The following is a 14,600-nucleotide window of genomic DNA, read 5'->3' on the forward strand; positions in this document are numbered from 1 at the left end:
GGAACACCATGGATCTCGCAACGCTCTGGTTCTTCATCGTCGCCTTCTTCTTCGTCGGCTACTTCGTGCTCGACGGCTTCGACTTCGGCGTCGGCATGTCGCTGCCCTTCCTCGGCAAGGACGACGTCTCGCGCCGCCAGGTCATCAACACGATCGGGCCCGTGTGGGACCTCAACGAGACCTGGGTCATCGTCGCCGGCGCCGTACTGTTCGCGTCGTTCCCCGAGTGGTACGCGACGCTGTTCAGCGGGTTCTACCTGCCGCTGCTGCTCATCCTGCTCGCGCTCATCCTGCGCGGCGTCTCGTTCGAGTACCGCCATCAGCGTGACAGCGCGAAGTGGAAGCGCGGCTTCGACCGCATGATCGTGATCGGCTCGGCCGTTCCCGCGCTGCTGTGGGGTGTGGCCTTCGGCAACATCGTGCAGGGCGTCGCGCTCGACGAGAACCACATCTTCGTGGGCGGGTTCTTCTCGCTGCTGAACCCCTACGCATTGATGGTCGGCGTGACCACCCTGCTGCTGTTCTTCCTGCACGGCGTGCTGTTCGTGGCGCTCAAGACCGACGGGCCCGTGCATGAAGACGCCCACCGACTCGCGAAGCTCGCCGCGGGGCCCACGATCCTCGCCGCCGCGGCGACCGTGGTGTGGACCGTGCTCATCGCGATGAACCGCGAGGCTCCGCTGCTGTGGCTCGTGATCGGTGCGGGAGCGCTCGCCGCCGTGAGCCTGATCGCCGCCGTCGGGTTCTCGCTCGTGCGCCGTGACGGCTGGGCGTTCATCGGCGGCATGCTCACGGTGCTGTTCGCGGTGGTCATGCTGTTCTCCGCGCTGTTCCCGTTCGTGATGCCCTCGACGATCGACCCCGCCTACAGCCTGACGATCGCGAACGCCTCGAGCACGCAATATACGCTGGAGATCATGAGCTGGACGGCGCTGATCGCCACCCCGCTCGTCATCGCCTACCAGGCCTGGACGTACTGGGTCTTCCGCAAGCGCGTCACGCGCTCGTCCATCGAGGGGGCTCCGGCGCACGCGTGAAACCCGTCGACCCGAGACTGCTGCGTTACGCGGGTGCCGCGAGGGGGTTCCTCGCGGCATCCGCGCTGATCGGCGTCGTCCAGACGGCCGTCGTGATCGTCTTCGCCTGGCTGCTGACGGATGCCGTCACCGGGGCCATCGCGGGCCGCGACGTCACGGCATCCCTCCTCGCCCTGCTCGGCACCGCCCTGCTGCGCGGTCTGCTGATCGCCGCCTCGGATGCCGCGGGCACCCGGGCCGCGGCGAGGACCGGGATGCAGTTGCGCGCCGCGCTCATCCGGGCCGTCGGGAAACTCGGCCCGTCGTGGCTCGCGCAGCGCAACCAGGCCGGGCTCGCGGTGACCGCGGGGCACGGCCTGGAGGCGCTCGACTCGTACTTCGCGCGGTACATCCCGCAGCTCGTGATGACCGCGATCGCGACTCCTGTGCTGCTCGCGATCATGTGGTGGTTCGACTGGGAGAGCGGGCTGATCGCCACCGTCACGCTGCCGCTGATCCCGCTGTTCCTCATTCTCATCGGCATCGCGACCCGCACCGTGCAGCAGAAGCAGTGGCAGACGCTGCAGCAGCTCGCGGTGCGCTTCGCCGACACCGTGCAGGGGCTCTCGACACTGCGGCTGTTCGGGCGTGAGCGCCGCGCCGCCGACCGCATCGAAGCCACGGCCGACGACTACCGCCGCGAGACCATGAAGGTGCTGCGGTTCTCGTTCCTGTCGGGGTTCGCGATGGAGCTGCTGGCCTCGCTCGCCGTCGCCCTGATCGCCGTGGCGGTCGGATTCCGGCTGCTGTCGGGTGACCTGTCGCTCGAGATCGGGCTGTTCGTGCTGCTGCTGGCGCCCGAGGCGTTCCTGCCGATCCGGCAGGTGGGGGTGCAGTTCCACGCCGCGTCGGAGGGGGTCGCGGCCACCGAGGACATCTTCGCGGTGCTCGACGAGGCGGGGGCTCGGAGTGCCTCTGGCACCAACTCAGGACAGAACTCGTCGAAGGGGGCCGATTCGGTCGATTCGGCGGCGGGTGGCGGCATGCGTCCTGAATTGGGTACCGACGCCTCCGCTGCCCTGACCGTCGAGAACTTGCGCGTGCGCGATCTGCCGCCGGTCTCGTTCACGGCCGAACCCGGCACGGTCACCCTGATCGAGGGGCCGAGCGGATCGGGCAAGACCAGCCTGCTCGCCGCCCTGCGCGGAGCGGTGGCGTTCGACGGTGTGGCGGCGGTCGGCGGTGCCGACGTGCGCACGCTGTCGCCGGCCGACTGGACCGCGTGGGCCGGCCAGGCCCCCGGTCTGCTGCAGGGCACGATCGCGGCGAACGTGTCACTCGGCGATGCCGCCCCCGACGATGCGCGGGTCCGCGCCGCACTGACCGCGGCGTGCGCCGACCTCGACCCGGGTCTCGAGCTCGGGGTGCAGGGCAACGGCCTCTCGGGCGGGCAGGCGCAGCGCGTCGCCGTCGCCCGCGCCCTCTACCGGCACTCCGGCGACCCGCGACGGGTGCTGCTGCTCGACGAGCCCTCGAGCGCCCTCGATTCCGAGACCGAGCGGCGCCTGTGGTCGTCGCTGCGCGAGCGGGCGGATGCCGGGGCCGCGATCGTCCTCGTCTCGCACCGCCGCACGGCCCGCGAGATCGCCGACCGCGTCGTCGCCCTGGGGGTGAACGCATGAGTTCCGCCGTTCGCCCCGACACGAGTCGCTCCGCCGCGCTCGGCTCGGACACGAGTCGCTCCGCCCGCATCCGCGAGGTGCTGCGCCTCGCACAGCCGCCGCTGGGCCGCTTCACACCCGGACTGATCTGGGGCATGCTGTCGGCCGCCGCGGCCGTGAGCCTGCTCGCCGTGAGCGGCTGGTTGATCGTCAGCGCCTCGATCGTCGACTCGCTCGTGCCGCTGTCGATCGCGGTGGTCGGGGTGCGGTTCTTCGCGGTCTCGCGCGCCGTCACCCGCTACCTCGAGCGTCTCAGCGGGCACGATGCCGCGCTCCGCCAGCTCGCCACCACCCGCGCCGACATGGTGCGCCGACTCATCCCGCTCTCGCCCGCCGGCCTCGGCCGCACCGACCGCGGCAAGGTGCTCTCGGCGCTCGTCGACGACGTCGAGAACCTGCAGAACCTGCCCCTGCGCGTCGTGCAGCCGCTCGGCGTCTCGGGCCTCGTGGCGGTCGGCGCCGTGGTGTTCATCGCGTTCGTCTCGCCGATCGCCGCCCTCACGCTGCTCGTCTGCCTGATCCTGGCGGGTGCCGCTGCGATCGGGATGGGATGGCTGTTCGGCTCGCGCGCCGAGGCGCTCGTCTCGGATCGTCGCGCCGACCTCTCGGCCGCGCTCGTCGACTACTTCGGCAGCCTCGACGTACTCCTCGCCTACGGGGCCGAGCCGCAGGCGCGCGACCGGGTGACGGCAGCGGATGCCGCGCTCCGCCGCGTCGTGACCCGCGCCTCGCTCGCGCAGGCTGCAGCCGCGGGAGTGGTCTCGGCGGTCGCGGGCGCGGCATCCGTCTGGGCCGTGGCCGCCGCTTCGCCGGGCCTGGCCACCGGCGCGATCGACGGCCCCTGGCTGGCCGTCGTCGTGCTCGTGCCGATGGTCGTGTTCGAGGTGTTCGGCGCGGTGCCGATCGCCGCGGCGTCGTGGCGGAGCGTGCGATCGAGCGCCGCGCGCATCGTCGACGTGCTGCCCGAACGGATGCCGGCCGAGCTGCGCTCCGACGAGGGAGACGACGCGGCCCCGACGGGCGTTCCCGCGCTGCGGCTGCGTGATGTGCGGGCGACCTGGCCCGGCGGTGCTCCGGCGCTGCGCGGGGTGTCGCTCGACCTGGAGCCGGGGGAGCGCGTGCTCGTGTCGGGCCCCAGCGGCGCGGGCAAGAGTTCGCTCGCCGCGGTGCTCGTGGGCTTCCTGCGGGCCGAGGGCTCGTACCTGGTCGGCGATGTCGACGCGTCGTCGCTCGCGGGGCCGACGCTGCGACGCACGGTCGGGCTGTGCGAGCAGAGCCCGCAGCTGTTCGACGAGGACATCCGTCAGAACCTGCTCTTCGCGCGCGACACCGCGACCGACGACGAGTTGCTCGACGTGCTCGCACGGGTCGGTCTCGCCGACTGGGTGCAGCAACGCGGAGGACTCGATGCCCGTGTCGGCGACCGCGGTGCGCTCGTGTCGGGCGGTCAGGCGCAGCGGTTGGCGTTGGCCCGCGCGCTGCTGCGGGGGTTCCCGGTGCTCGTGCTCGACGAGCCGACGGCCGGTGTCGACCCGGATGCCTCCGACGCCCTGCTCCGCGACCTGCTCGGCGCCGCGGGCGAGCAGTCGGTGCTGCTGATCTCGCACATCGCGCCGCCCGCGGGTGCGGTCGACCGGGTGGTGCGGCTCGAGGGCGGGCGCACGGTCTGAGGGTCGCCCGGGCTGTGCGCGTGCGGTCGGGCGTCTGCTGAGGCGTCTGCTGAGGCGTGAGGGGTCAGGACACGCCGCGCAGACTCCTTCCGGCAGGGCGTGTCGTGACCTCTCGCGAGGACAGTTCGGGGCGGACGGATGCTGCGGGGCGGAACTCGGCGGTGAGGGGTCAGGACACGCCGCGAGTCGCGGGGAGCGAGCGGCGTGTCTTGACTCCTCGCAGAGGAGAAGCCTCGCCGCGGCATCCGGTCGTGCAGGTGTGATTCGACCGTGCGGGTGAGCGGGTGTCAGGTGTAGAGCGGCGTCGGCGGTTCCATGACGATGCCCTGCGCCTCGAAGGCGCGGCGGCGCTCCTCGATGCGGCGGTGCAGTTCGACCTGGGCGGCGTCCACGAACGCGGGGTCGAGATCGACGGTCGCGGGGTGCGGGTCGCCGTGGTTCGCGGCGATGTAGGCATCGAGTTCGGGGCCCGAGGTCCACGAGGTGATGAGCGCGTAGCGCGGGGCCGTGCCGCGGTGCCACACCGCGTGCCAGAAGCGCTGGGTGTCGACGATGATGCGCGAACCCGCGCGCAGCGGCAGGCGGACCTCGGTGGCCGGGTCGAAGCGGTCGCTGCGCAGGATGAGCATCGAGTCGGGGTCGTCGGTGAGGTTGTAGTACCCGCGCACGACCCACCCGGTGCCCTCGTCGTTGAGGCGGTTGTTGTCGTCCTGGTGCAGGTTGTAGACCGCGTCGGCGTACTCGTTGGGCTGCAGCTCGATCACGCGGCAGCGACCGACCGCGGCACCGGGCGCGAGCGCCCGAGCCTGCAGGGTCGGGGCGAGTGCGACCTGAGGCTCGACCCACACGCCGTTCTTGTCGGTGCGCGGGGGAGTGTGGTTCCAGAACCCGTTGCATTCGAGGTCGCCGGCGTAGCTGGCGAGCGGGGCGAAGCGGGTGATGCCGGAGGACCGCCAGGGGATGTACTCGAGGTCGAGCCATTCGGCGGGGTCGGCGGCCTGATCGTGGTCGTCGAGCACGACGTATCCGGTCTCGGCCAGAGCATCGGAGGTGATGAATGCCATGGTGCATCCTTCCTTCGGTTTCCCTGAGGTCATCCTAACTTGACCCCTCGGGCACCGCTCGGGCCGTCACCGTGCTTAATCCGGTCGGGCCGATGTCGGATGCCGCGGCTACCCTGAGGTCATGACGCAGCCACAGGGCGCCCTTCTCGTGGGCAGTGTGAACTTCGACGACGCAGAGACGACGATGCGCACGGCATCCGCACTGCTCGGCGATCGCCTCCGACGCATCCCCGACGGCGAGGTCGGCAAGCGGTTCCACTGGATCATGTTCCAGCCCGACGTGCTCGGCGAGGCCGAGGGCATCGAGCGCGTGGGTGACGAGCCGATCCCGTTCGGCGCCGGTCTCGATGCGCGCGGACTGCGCCTTGCCGAGGGCGTCGACCCGGGCGAGATCGCGATCCCGCCGCTCGGCTACGCCTCTGCGGCCACCTCGTCGTACGAGATCTTCCGGCGTCTGCGCGAGGAGGGCGTGATCGCCGCGGGTACGCGCTTCCAGGTCTCGCTGCCGACACCGTTGGCCGTGATCTCGTCGTTCTTCCAGGGCGACGATCGTGAGGCGTTCGAGGTCTACTACACGGCCGCGATGGTGCGCGAGCTCGAGGAGATCGCCGAGGCGATCCCGCACGACGATCTCGCGATCCAGTGGGATGTCGCGAGCGAGATGGGCATCATCGAGGGCGCGTCGGGATACGGCGCGCTGATGGATGCCTGGTGGGACGGCGACGTCTTCACGGGGCTCGTCGCGCGGCTGGCCACGCTGGTCGACGCCGTGCCGGCCGACGTCGAGGTCGGGGTGCACCTCTGTTACGGCGACGCCGGTGAGCACCACTTCTTCGAGCCGACGGATGCCGCGCACCTCGTCGCCTACGCGAACGCGGTGGCCGAGGCATCCGATCGCGCGCTCACCTGGCTGCATCTGCCGGTGCCGATCGACCACGACGACGAGGCGTACTTCGCCCCGCTCGCCGATCTGCTGCCCGTCAACGAGCTGTACCTCGGCCTCGTGCACCGGGAGGACGGTGCCGAGGGCGCTGAACGCCGCATCGCCGCGGCACGTAGATTCGTGCCGGTCTTCGGCGTCGCGACCGAGTGCGGCATCGGCCGTGCCCCGGCCGGATCGACCGAGGGCATCCTGCGCACGCACGCCGAGGTGGCTACGGCCTGGTGAGTGCCCGGCCTGCGGGCTCTCGATTCGCGCGCAGGCGCCCGGTGTCGTAAGCTTGTCCGCGGTGACGTGTCCGAGCGGCCGAAGGTGCAACTCTCGAAAAGTTGTGTAGGGTAACCCCCTACCGTGGGTTCAAATCCCACCGTCACCGCCATGGAAGCCCCCGAGAAATCGGGGGTTTTTCGTATCCGGGGTGGGGTGTGGTGCATCTGTGGTGCAGATTCCGGCGCTGTCCCGATGCGACGCCGCGCGGGTCATCCGTCGGTGCGATCTGGGTTCAACCATCACCGTCACCACGAAGGCCCCGACCCCCGTCGTAACGACTGGGTTGCGGGGCCTTCGTCGTGTCCAGAATCACTACAGCGCTGCCGGACGGGCCGATGCATGAGGCGCCCCAGGGGGAGAGCACATGGGTCAGTGCTCCTCCGGCGTCGACGTCCCCAACCAGTCGTGCGGGCGTCGCGGTCGCCGCTCCGCCGTCGACCGCCTCCGAACCCGCCAGCCCTCTTCTGAGTGGGACCGTCGGTGATCTCCTCGATAACGAAGACGCAGGCGCCGTCCTCGTCGAGGCCGCTCCTCCGGTTCTGCACGGACCCGGGATGGTCGCCGACCGCACACGGCCGCTCCCGAATCTGCTGGGTGTCGTGCAGCTCGTGGTCGATCCGGCGGCGACCGCCGACATCGAAAGGCGACTTGCGCCCTTGTGTGAAGGCGAGGCGCCGTCGCCCCTGTATTCGAGCTCTTCCACCGACGAGGAATGTGCAGGAGGCTTCGCGTTCGCGCAGGCGAGGTATCGGGCTGGGCGCTACGTACTCTGGGCCCGGTGGGCGGCATCCGCGTTTGCGATGGGTGTCGTCGGAGCGTCGCCCGCTGCCCATCCCGATCTCAACACGCCCGCCATGGACGCGGGCGAGGCGGCATCGGCCATGGCTGCTCCTCGTGCCCAGCTGACGGCGAGGGCCAGGAGGAACAGATCGCGCCCCCGAACGTCGTCGCGAGCAAGCCCCTCGGCTCGCGCTCGATCGAGGAACGCATCGGTCACGACGATATACCCCTCGCAGGTGGAAGTCAGGGGAGAGGGGATCTCGCCGAGCGCGGCGCGGAGAGGTTCAGGCAGGCCGTCGAACGCACCAGCCCATTCGATCAGCGCCTCGAGCCATTGCGAGAGCGCATCACCCGCGTCGCTGGTGCTGCTGATGATGGCGTCACGGCGTATTCCGATCTCCTCATCTCGCGCTGTGAGGAGTGCTGCGAGAAGCGCATCGCGGGAGGGGAAGTGGCGGTACAGCGTTCCGGGGCCCACGCCTGCGTCCTTGGCGATGGCGTCGAGGGAGCCCGATACGCCGTGCTCGGCGAAGTGCTGGCGGGCGATGTCGAGGATGTGTTGACGGTTGCGCAGAGCGTCGGAGCGTGGTGCGCGAGTTCGGGTGATTTCGGACATGAGTGGACTCCAGCGGTGATGTGGAGACAATCTCCGGTAAGGTTAAGCGGAGAAAGTCTCCCTAAATTCTTTCCACTCTCTCATGACACGAAGGGTCACGCATGAAGATCGGCATCATCGGCGCAGGCAACATCGGCCGGATTCTCGCGGAGCGGTTAGCCCGCGAGGGCCACGAGGTCTCGATAGCGAACTCGCGGGGCCCTGAGACGGTCGACGCCTCGGCGCTGAGCACCGGCGCGACCGCGGTGTGGGCCGCCGACGCGACGAACGGCGCCGATGTGGTGATCGTGTCGGTCAACTTCGGGCAGCTGCCGACCGTCGCGGGTCTCGTGGCAGAGGCGCCCGAGAACGCCGTGATCGTCGACACGTCGAACTACTTCCCGCTCCGCGATGGTGAGGTCGAGGGGTTCGAGGACGGTCAGGTGGAAAGCGAATGGGTGCAGAAGCTCTACGGTCGTCCGATCGTGAAAGCCTGGAACACGATCACCACGGCGTCTTTCCGCGACAAGGCGTATGCAAAGGATCCCGCGACGCGAATCGCACTGCCGATCGCGGCGGATGACGACACCCAGCGGGCCGTCGGGATGGGGCTGGTCGAGGAGACCGGGTTCGACGTGTTCGACGCCGGTGTGATCGCTGACACCTGGCGCCAGCAGCCCGGCACGCCGGTCTACACGAACGACCTCACCGCGGATGAGTTGCCCGCCGCACTCGATCGTGCCCAGCGGGACCGCTCGCGGCTGCGCCGGGACCTGATGATGAAGGTCTATCTGGAGCGCATCGAAGCGGACGGCAAGGAACCTGATCCGGAGCGTCAGCTCGCCTTGACGCGAGCCATCTTCTGATCATCTCGAGCGAAAGGCGAACCATGAAGCGGTGGCAGGCAGAGCAGTTCGGTGAGGTCGCGGACGTCCTTCACCTCATCGACGTGGAGCTTCCCGAACCCGGGCCGGGCGAAGCGCGCGTGAAGGTACTGGCCGCGAGCCTGGCGCTCCCGGATCTCATGATGGTGCATGGCGACTACCCGTTCGTGCCTCGACCGCCCGTGTCCCCAGGTCAGGAGGTCGTCGGCATCGTCGACGCTGCCGGCGACGGATTCCCGCATCCGGTCGGAGCGAGAATCGTCGGCAATGCGCGGGCGGATATCGCCGTCGGCGGGTTCGCCGAGTACACGCTCGTCCCGGGATGGAGCGCGATGCCGGTCATCGACGGGCTGACTGACGAGCAGGCGGCAGGGTTCCCCGGCTCCTTCCATGTCGCGCACATCGGCCTCGAGCACCGCGCGCATCTGCAGGAAGGTGAGACGCTGCTGGTCCTCGGCGGCGCCGGGCGCACCGGTTCGGCTGCGATTCAGGTCGGGAAGTCGATGGGCGCGACTGTCATCGCGACAGCGCGCTCGGAGGTCAAGGCCCGCTTCAGTCGCGAGCAGGGTGCCGACCACATCGTCGACCTCGGCGCGGCCGGCGCGGCCGATGAGATAGCGCGCATCACAGGCGGCCGAGGCGTGGACGTGGTGTATGACACGGTGGGCGGGACCGCCGCGGCCGAAGCCGCTACGACTCTTGCGCGAGGCGCACGATTCCTCATCGTCGGCCTTGCGAGTGGCGAACCCGCCCTCATCGATGCGCAGCGACTGCTCATGGGCGACTACTCGGTGATCGGCGTGCTCTCGACATTCCGGGACGACGACGAGAAGAACGCGACGGTGAACGCCCTCAGGGGCATGCTCGCCGCGAAGCAGATCGACCCGCCCGTCACGGCGGTCTACGGCTTCGATAACGTCCCCGACGCCCTCGCCGAGCGCGCCGCAGGCGGGATCGGGCAGACGGTGATCACCGTGGGGGATCGGTTGGGTTGAGGGCCCGGAGTCCGCGATGTGCGGGGCGGCGTGGCCGCTCCATCGACGTCTGGGCGCTATGCGGCGCCGCTCTGGCGGTCATCTGCGTCATCGCCATCCTCTCGCTGCCCGCAAGACCCTGAGCACTCTGACGCGGGTCGGCAACTCCTCGCGTGCATCGCCGAGCGCCTCTCCTCCGATGGCGCGAAGCGGCATGTCGACGGCAGCCGCACCCACCTCTTCGTGAGGCTGGCGCACCGTGGTGAGTGGTGGGTCAACCAGGAGCGCTGCTCGTTCGTCATCGAAACCGACGATCACGACCGCCGCCCCACTCGGCACTCGTGCGAGACAGATCCCCGCGAACGAACGCGATCGCACGGCGGCTCTGCGAGAGCAGGTGTCCGACGACCTCCCGGGCGCCTCGGCGATTCGCGGCGCACACGGTCGGGAACCGCGGTGCGCGTCTTGTGTCGTACGGGGTGCACGAGCAGTTGGTGGCCGCGTGCTGTGGCGGCGGGTGCACGCGGCGCGCGGATGCTCCGCGCGCGCGGGGACCGTAGCCGTCCCCATTCCCGCCACTTCGACAGTTCGGCCACTCGCCGGAGATCATCCTCGTCGGCGTCGTCGCGAGCCGGGGAGGACATACCCATCAGCACGGCGTGGACGCAGCCGGAGAGCGCCCCTGCGTGATCACGCGCACGATATTCCCTAGGCTGGCCGTGTGCTCCACGACGAGAAGACCGGCCTGTCCCAGACGCTGAGAAGGTGCGCAACGATCGCGCTCGTCTGCGCCGCGATCCCGCTCACCGCATGTTCGCCAGGTGGCAGCCCGTCGCCGTCACCGACGGCGACAGCGGAGGCGATCGGCCCCGACTCCGCCCCGATCGTGCGCATCTCGTTCGAGTGGGAGGGCGAGAAGCGGGAGGTCGTCGGGGAGGCGACGCAGCCGATGTGCGATCCGGACGGCTCCATCATCGTCATCGGTGGCGACTCGCGAACGTCCACCGGGGTGACGCTCCGTCTCGACGACGAGGATCCCGCAGGGTCGAATGTCGCTGCGTGGGTGGGAGGCGACGACTTCGCCGCCAATTTCCAGGGGGAGGGCGAAGTGACCGTCACGCCCGATGGCCCGGACGCGATCCTGTCCGTGACGGATCTGTCGGGCACGGCGACGGTCGCCGCGCGTGAGGCGGGCTCCGCGCAGACGTTCAACGAGGCGATCGACGGCGGTCAGCGTGTCGAGGCATCCGCGTCTTTCGTGGTGCGGTGCCCGGACTACTGATGCGGTCGAGACGGTCCCTCGCCACCGTCACCCGCCTGACGGTCGCCGCGTCCGCCGGGCGACCAGCAGAAGCGCCCCGGTAACCAGGGCCAGCCCGGCGAGAGATGCTGCTCGCGCCAGGAAACCCGGATCGGCGCCGGTGGTCGCCAAGTCACCACCGTCGGTGGGAGAAGAGCCGGAGCCGGCACCGGGATCCGTTCCCGGCTCTGAGCCGGGATCCGTGCCGGAGCCGGGATCCGTGCCGGAGCCGGGATCCGTGCCCGGGTCGGGATCGGGGCCGGGGCCGGGGTCGTAGACGTTCGTGAGCGTGCAGACCGTGTCCACGCCCGCCACGACGTCGACGGTCTCCCCCTCGAGGTCTCCTCCCGTGCACTCCCACCCTTCGCTGCGGTAGCCGTCGGTGGGCGCTCCCGCGACGGCCGCTTCCGAGAGCGCGTACGCGCCGGCTCCGAGTGGTGCGAGCGTGACGGCGGGATCGCCAGTCGAACCTTCGATGCTCGGGCGCGGGAATGCTCCGCCTCCGAGTGCGCTCAGCGTCCAGTCGGTGGGATCGGCGGGTCCGGTCGGCGCGCCGGGGGCGACCCCGACGATCTCCTTGCGGAGAGTGAGGGTGCCGCCCACGAAGACGTTCGTCGCCGTGCAGATCGCGTTCTCGCCGAAGCCGAGCGTCGCGGTGGTTCCGTCCCAGGAGGTGCCCGTGCACGACCATTCGCCCTCGTAGCCGCTCGGTCCGTCCTCCGAGAAGATGTAGTCGCCCGGCGGAAGGAGCATGTCGGTGACGAACTCCGATCCGCTGGGACCGGACAACGCCGCGTTGCCGGGCCCGCGCGCCTTGAGTTCGAAATCGGCCGGTGTCGCTCGTCCGCGCGTGCCGTTGTCGACCTGCTTCACGAGGGTGAGGCTGGGGGTGATCGCCGCGTTCGTGACGACGCAGACGGCGTCCGTGGATGGCGGGATCTCGACCACGTCGCCGCGAGCGACAGCGCCCGTGCACGACCAATCGAATGCGTCGTACCCGCTCGGGCCATCGCTCTCGCTCAGCGTCCACGTACCGGGCGCGACTCCCGCACGGGTCACCGCCTCGGAGTTCCCGGGGCCGCTGATGGTGTCGATGCCATCCGTGGCGCTGAGCGTCCAGGCGGACGGCGGCGCCGGGGTGCCGAACGCCGAGGACACCTGCTTGCGCAGGGTGAGGCTCGACTGTGACCACCGATTCGTCACGGTGCAGACGACGCTCTCCTCGCCGACCACATCGACGGTGTTCGTCGTGCTCACCACGGTGCCGTCGTCGTCGACGCAGACCCATCCCTCGCTCGTGTAGTCATCGGACTCGGTCGCCGTGCTGCTCTCGTCGAGGACGAACGTGCCGGGGGGAACGGACACGAAGCTGACGTCCGGCGTGCCGGAGACGCCGCTGATCGTGGCGTCCGCCGAGGTTGCGGTCAGCGACCAGGCATCCGGTCCGAGGGGGCCGCCTCCGTTGTTCACGACGTTCTTCACGAGCGTGAGTTGGCCGACTTCGAGTGTGTTCGTGACCGAGCACGTCACGTCGCTGCCCGACGTGATCGTGACCGTCTGCTCCGTGAGGTCGCCGCCCGTGCATTCCCACGGGCCCGCGGAGTACCCGCTCGGGCCATCCGCCTCGGCCAGGGCGTAGTCGCCGACCGGGACGGGCACGCGAGTGACGGATGCCGCGCCGGCGGCACCCGTGACGGTCGACGGTCCCGTGGCTGTGAGGGTCCAGGCGGAAGGAGGCTGGTCGCTGCCGACGACGTTCTTCACGAGAGTGAGCCATCCGCCGGTGAAGGTGTTCGCGATTGTGCAGGTGATGTCGGAGTTCTCGCCGACCTCGAGCACGTCGCCGGTGATGCCCCCGTCGCCCGTCGAATCGACACAGGTCCACGCGCCGCCGGCGTACCCGGCCGGGCCGGTCTCGGCGAGGGTGTACTCACCGGGATCGACGGAGACGTGATCGACCTCGGGGGAGCCGGATTCACCGGAGACGCCGACGGGGCCGTCCGCGCTGAGAGTGAAGTCGGATGCTGCGGCGAGGGGATACCCGGTGCGGGTCGGATCGACGACCTCTTTCACCAGTGTGAGGTGCGGCAGATCGCCGCTGTTCGTGATCTGGCAGGTCACTGCGCCGCCGAGGACCATCTCGAATCGGTCGTCGGTCACCGGCAGCTCCGTGACGGCACCGGTGGTGAGGTCGCGGCGCTCGCACGTCCAGGGACCGGGTACGTAACTCGCCGGTCCGTCCGACTCGCTCAGCGTGTACTGGCCCACGCGCGCCGGCTGGTTCTGCACAGCGGCCGAGCCGCCGGGTCCTTCGACGGTCGACGGCCCCTGGGCGCGGAGCGTCCACTCCGATGGTGCCGCGCCGCCGCCCTCGACGTTCTTGATCAGCGAGAGGCTGCTCCGGATCGCGTTGTTCTGCACGGTGCACGTCATCGACTGATTCGCGCTGATCGTGATGGTGCGTTCGGGCTCGGTGGTCACGTCGCCGTCGCAGTTCCACGAGAAGAACGCGTAACCAGCTACGCCGCCCGTCTCGTAGATGCGATACGTGCCCGGAGGGATCAGCCGCGACTGCACGCCGTTGAGTCCGTCGCCGGTGAAGGTCTCGCCGGTCGCGACGTTGACGGCGTGCATGGTCCAGAGGGTGCGATCGCCGAGGCTCGCTCCCGTATCGAGGTTCTCGATGGCCTTGAAGAGCGAGAGCCGAGCCGTGGGCTCGGCCGCGACCGCCGGCAGAGCGCCGGCGATCCCCAGCGCTCCGGCGAGCAGAAGCGCCAACGCACCGATCCGTGTTCTTCTTCGCACCGCATCCCCCTCGTGTGCGAGTGGGGAGTTCCACCCGTGAGCTTCACGGTATTCGCCGAGGTGAGCCACCGGCAAGGGTGTCAGGCTCGGCCGGGATGCGGTTGACGGCTCCGGTCGCCCTCAGCGGCGGTTCCTGATCTCATCGGGGGTCATCGGAGTGCTCCGGAGGTCTCGTCGCGTTCCTGCGGTACTGCTTGACGAGGATGATCGGGAGCACGATGCAGATGGCCGCGCCGATGCCGATGACCGAACCGACGCCCCGGGTGGCTGTCCAGGCCCCTCCCGCCGCGGTGATGAGCACGACGAGCCACCCCCAGCGGGTGCCGTCCTGAGGTTTCAGCAGCACCGCGATCGTCAGGGCGGAGGCGACCATCGCGAATCCGACCACATTGCCGATCGAGAACGGAAGGCCGTTCCACGGTGCGCCCCAGATCGCCAGGGCGCCGCCGACGAAGGAGACCATGACGGCGACGAGCAGCAGCACGTACTCCTGCTTCAGGGTGATCGTCTTGTTCGCGAATCTGCTCATGAAGAGATCTTGGCATCGGCGACGCGCCGGGCGCTCGCCCCGGGCGGATACT

Annotated in this window: 12 protein-coding genes and 1 tRNA gene; 8 read left to right on the forward strand and 5 right to left on the reverse strand. The window is 69.8% G+C overall.

Annotation, left to right across the window (positions count from 1 at the left end):
* The first annotated feature begins 8 nt into the window (after positions 1-8).
* The 3 genes from cydB to cydC are packed head-to-tail and all read left to right on the forward strand — an operon-like array spanning position 9 to position 4,407.
* Positions 9-1,037: a cytochrome d ubiquinol oxidase subunit II gene (gene cydB / locus ACIPVN_RS12665; protein ID WP_400443204.1), complete on the forward strand. Its 1,029-nt coding sequence runs from the start codon at positions 9-11 to the stop codon at positions 1,035-1,037.
* Complete coding sequence (cydD, locus tag ACIPVN_RS12670; protein ID WP_400443206.1) at positions 1,034-2,698, forward strand: thiol reductant ABC exporter subunit CydD; 1,665 nt, start codon at positions 1,034-1,036, stop codon at positions 2,696-2,698. The genes cydB and cydD overlap by 4 nt, the downstream gene beginning before the upstream one ends.
* Positions 2,695-4,407, forward strand: a complete 1,713-nt coding sequence (gene cydC / locus ACIPVN_RS12675; protein ID WP_400443208.1) for a thiol reductant ABC exporter subunit CydC — start codon at positions 2,695-2,697, stop codon at positions 4,405-4,407. The genes cydD and cydC overlap by 4 nt, the downstream gene beginning before the upstream one ends.
* Before the next feature lie 287 nt (positions 4,408-4,694).
* On the opposite strand, the gene ACIPVN_RS12680 is transcribed toward cydC, so the two are convergent.
* Positions 4,695-5,471 carry a hypothetical protein gene (locus ACIPVN_RS12680; RefSeq protein ID WP_400443210.1) on the reverse strand — a complete coding sequence of 259 codons (777 nt, stop codon included), beginning with the start codon at positions 5,469-5,471 and terminating at the stop codon, positions 4,695-4,697.
* A gap of 121 nt (positions 5,472-5,592) precedes the next feature.
* Between ACIPVN_RS12680 and ACIPVN_RS12685 the strand changes: the two genes are divergently transcribed.
* Together ACIPVN_RS12685 and ACIPVN_RS12690 are read left to right on the forward strand one after the other, a co-directional pair.
* Positions 5,593-6,639, forward strand: coding sequence for a hypothetical protein (locus ACIPVN_RS12685; RefSeq protein ID WP_400443212.1), 1,047 nt, complete (start codon positions 5,593-5,595; stop codon positions 6,637-6,639).
* 60 nt (positions 6,640-6,699) lie between these two features.
* A tRNA-Ser gene (locus ACIPVN_RS12690) sits at positions 6,700-6,790 on the forward strand.
* Between the two features lie 651 nt (positions 6,791-7,441).
* On the opposite strand, the gene ACIPVN_RS12695 is transcribed toward ACIPVN_RS12690, so the two are convergent.
* The gene (locus ACIPVN_RS12695) at positions 7,442-8,077 is read right to left on the reverse strand and encodes a TetR/AcrR family transcriptional regulator (protein WP_400443214.1); all 636 of its coding nucleotides are present in this window, start codon (positions 8,075-8,077) and stop codon (positions 7,442-7,444) included.
* 101 nt (positions 8,078-8,178) lie between these two features.
* Here ACIPVN_RS12695 and ACIPVN_RS12700 point away from each other — a divergent pair, with 101 nt between their 5' ends.
* Both ACIPVN_RS12700 and ACIPVN_RS12705 read left to right on the forward strand, forming a co-directional pair.
* Positions 8,179-8,922: an NADPH-dependent F420 reductase gene (locus ACIPVN_RS12700; protein ID WP_400443216.1), complete on the forward strand. Its 744-nt coding sequence runs from the start codon at positions 8,179-8,181 to the stop codon at positions 8,920-8,922.
* Between the two features lie 23 nt (positions 8,923-8,945).
* On the forward strand, positions 8,946-9,935 hold the full coding sequence (locus tag ACIPVN_RS12705) for a zinc-binding dehydrogenase (protein WP_400443218.1): 990 nt from the start codon (positions 8,946-8,948) through the stop codon (positions 9,933-9,935).
* Between the two features lie 87 nt (positions 9,936-10,022).
* On the opposite strand, the gene ACIPVN_RS12710 is transcribed toward ACIPVN_RS12705, so the two are convergent.
* Positions 10,023-10,484 carry a substrate-binding domain-containing protein gene (locus tag ACIPVN_RS12710; protein ID WP_400443219.1) on the reverse strand — a complete coding sequence of 154 codons (462 nt, stop codon included), beginning with the start codon at positions 10,482-10,484 and terminating at the stop codon, positions 10,023-10,025.
* Between the two features lie 151 nt (positions 10,485-10,635).
* Here ACIPVN_RS12710 and ACIPVN_RS12715 point away from each other — a divergent pair, with 151 nt between their 5' ends.
* Positions 10,636-11,196, forward strand: a complete 561-nt coding sequence (locus ACIPVN_RS12715; protein WP_400443221.1) for a hypothetical protein — start codon at positions 10,636-10,638, stop codon at positions 11,194-11,196.
* Positions 11,197-11,223: 27 nt separating this feature from the next.
* Here ACIPVN_RS12715 and ACIPVN_RS12720 read toward each other — a convergent pair whose 3' ends face one another.
* Together ACIPVN_RS12720 and ACIPVN_RS12725 are read right to left on the reverse strand one after the other, a co-directional pair.
* Positions 11,224-13,992: a hypothetical protein gene (locus ACIPVN_RS12720; protein WP_400443223.1), complete on the reverse strand. Its 2,769-nt coding sequence runs from the start codon at positions 13,990-13,992 to the stop codon at positions 11,224-11,226.
* A 166-nt stretch (positions 13,993-14,158) separates the two neighbouring features.
* On the reverse strand, positions 14,159-14,548 hold the full coding sequence (locus ACIPVN_RS12725; RefSeq protein WP_400443225.1) for a hypothetical protein: 390 nt from the start codon (positions 14,546-14,548) through the stop codon (positions 14,159-14,161).
* Between the last annotated feature and the right edge of the window lie 52 nt (positions 14,549-14,600).

Origin of the sequence: Microbacterium sp. NPDC090003 (assembly GCF_044748385.1) — a bacterium.
GTDB lineage: Bacteria > Actinomycetota > Actinomycetes > Actinomycetales > Microbacteriaceae > Microbacterium.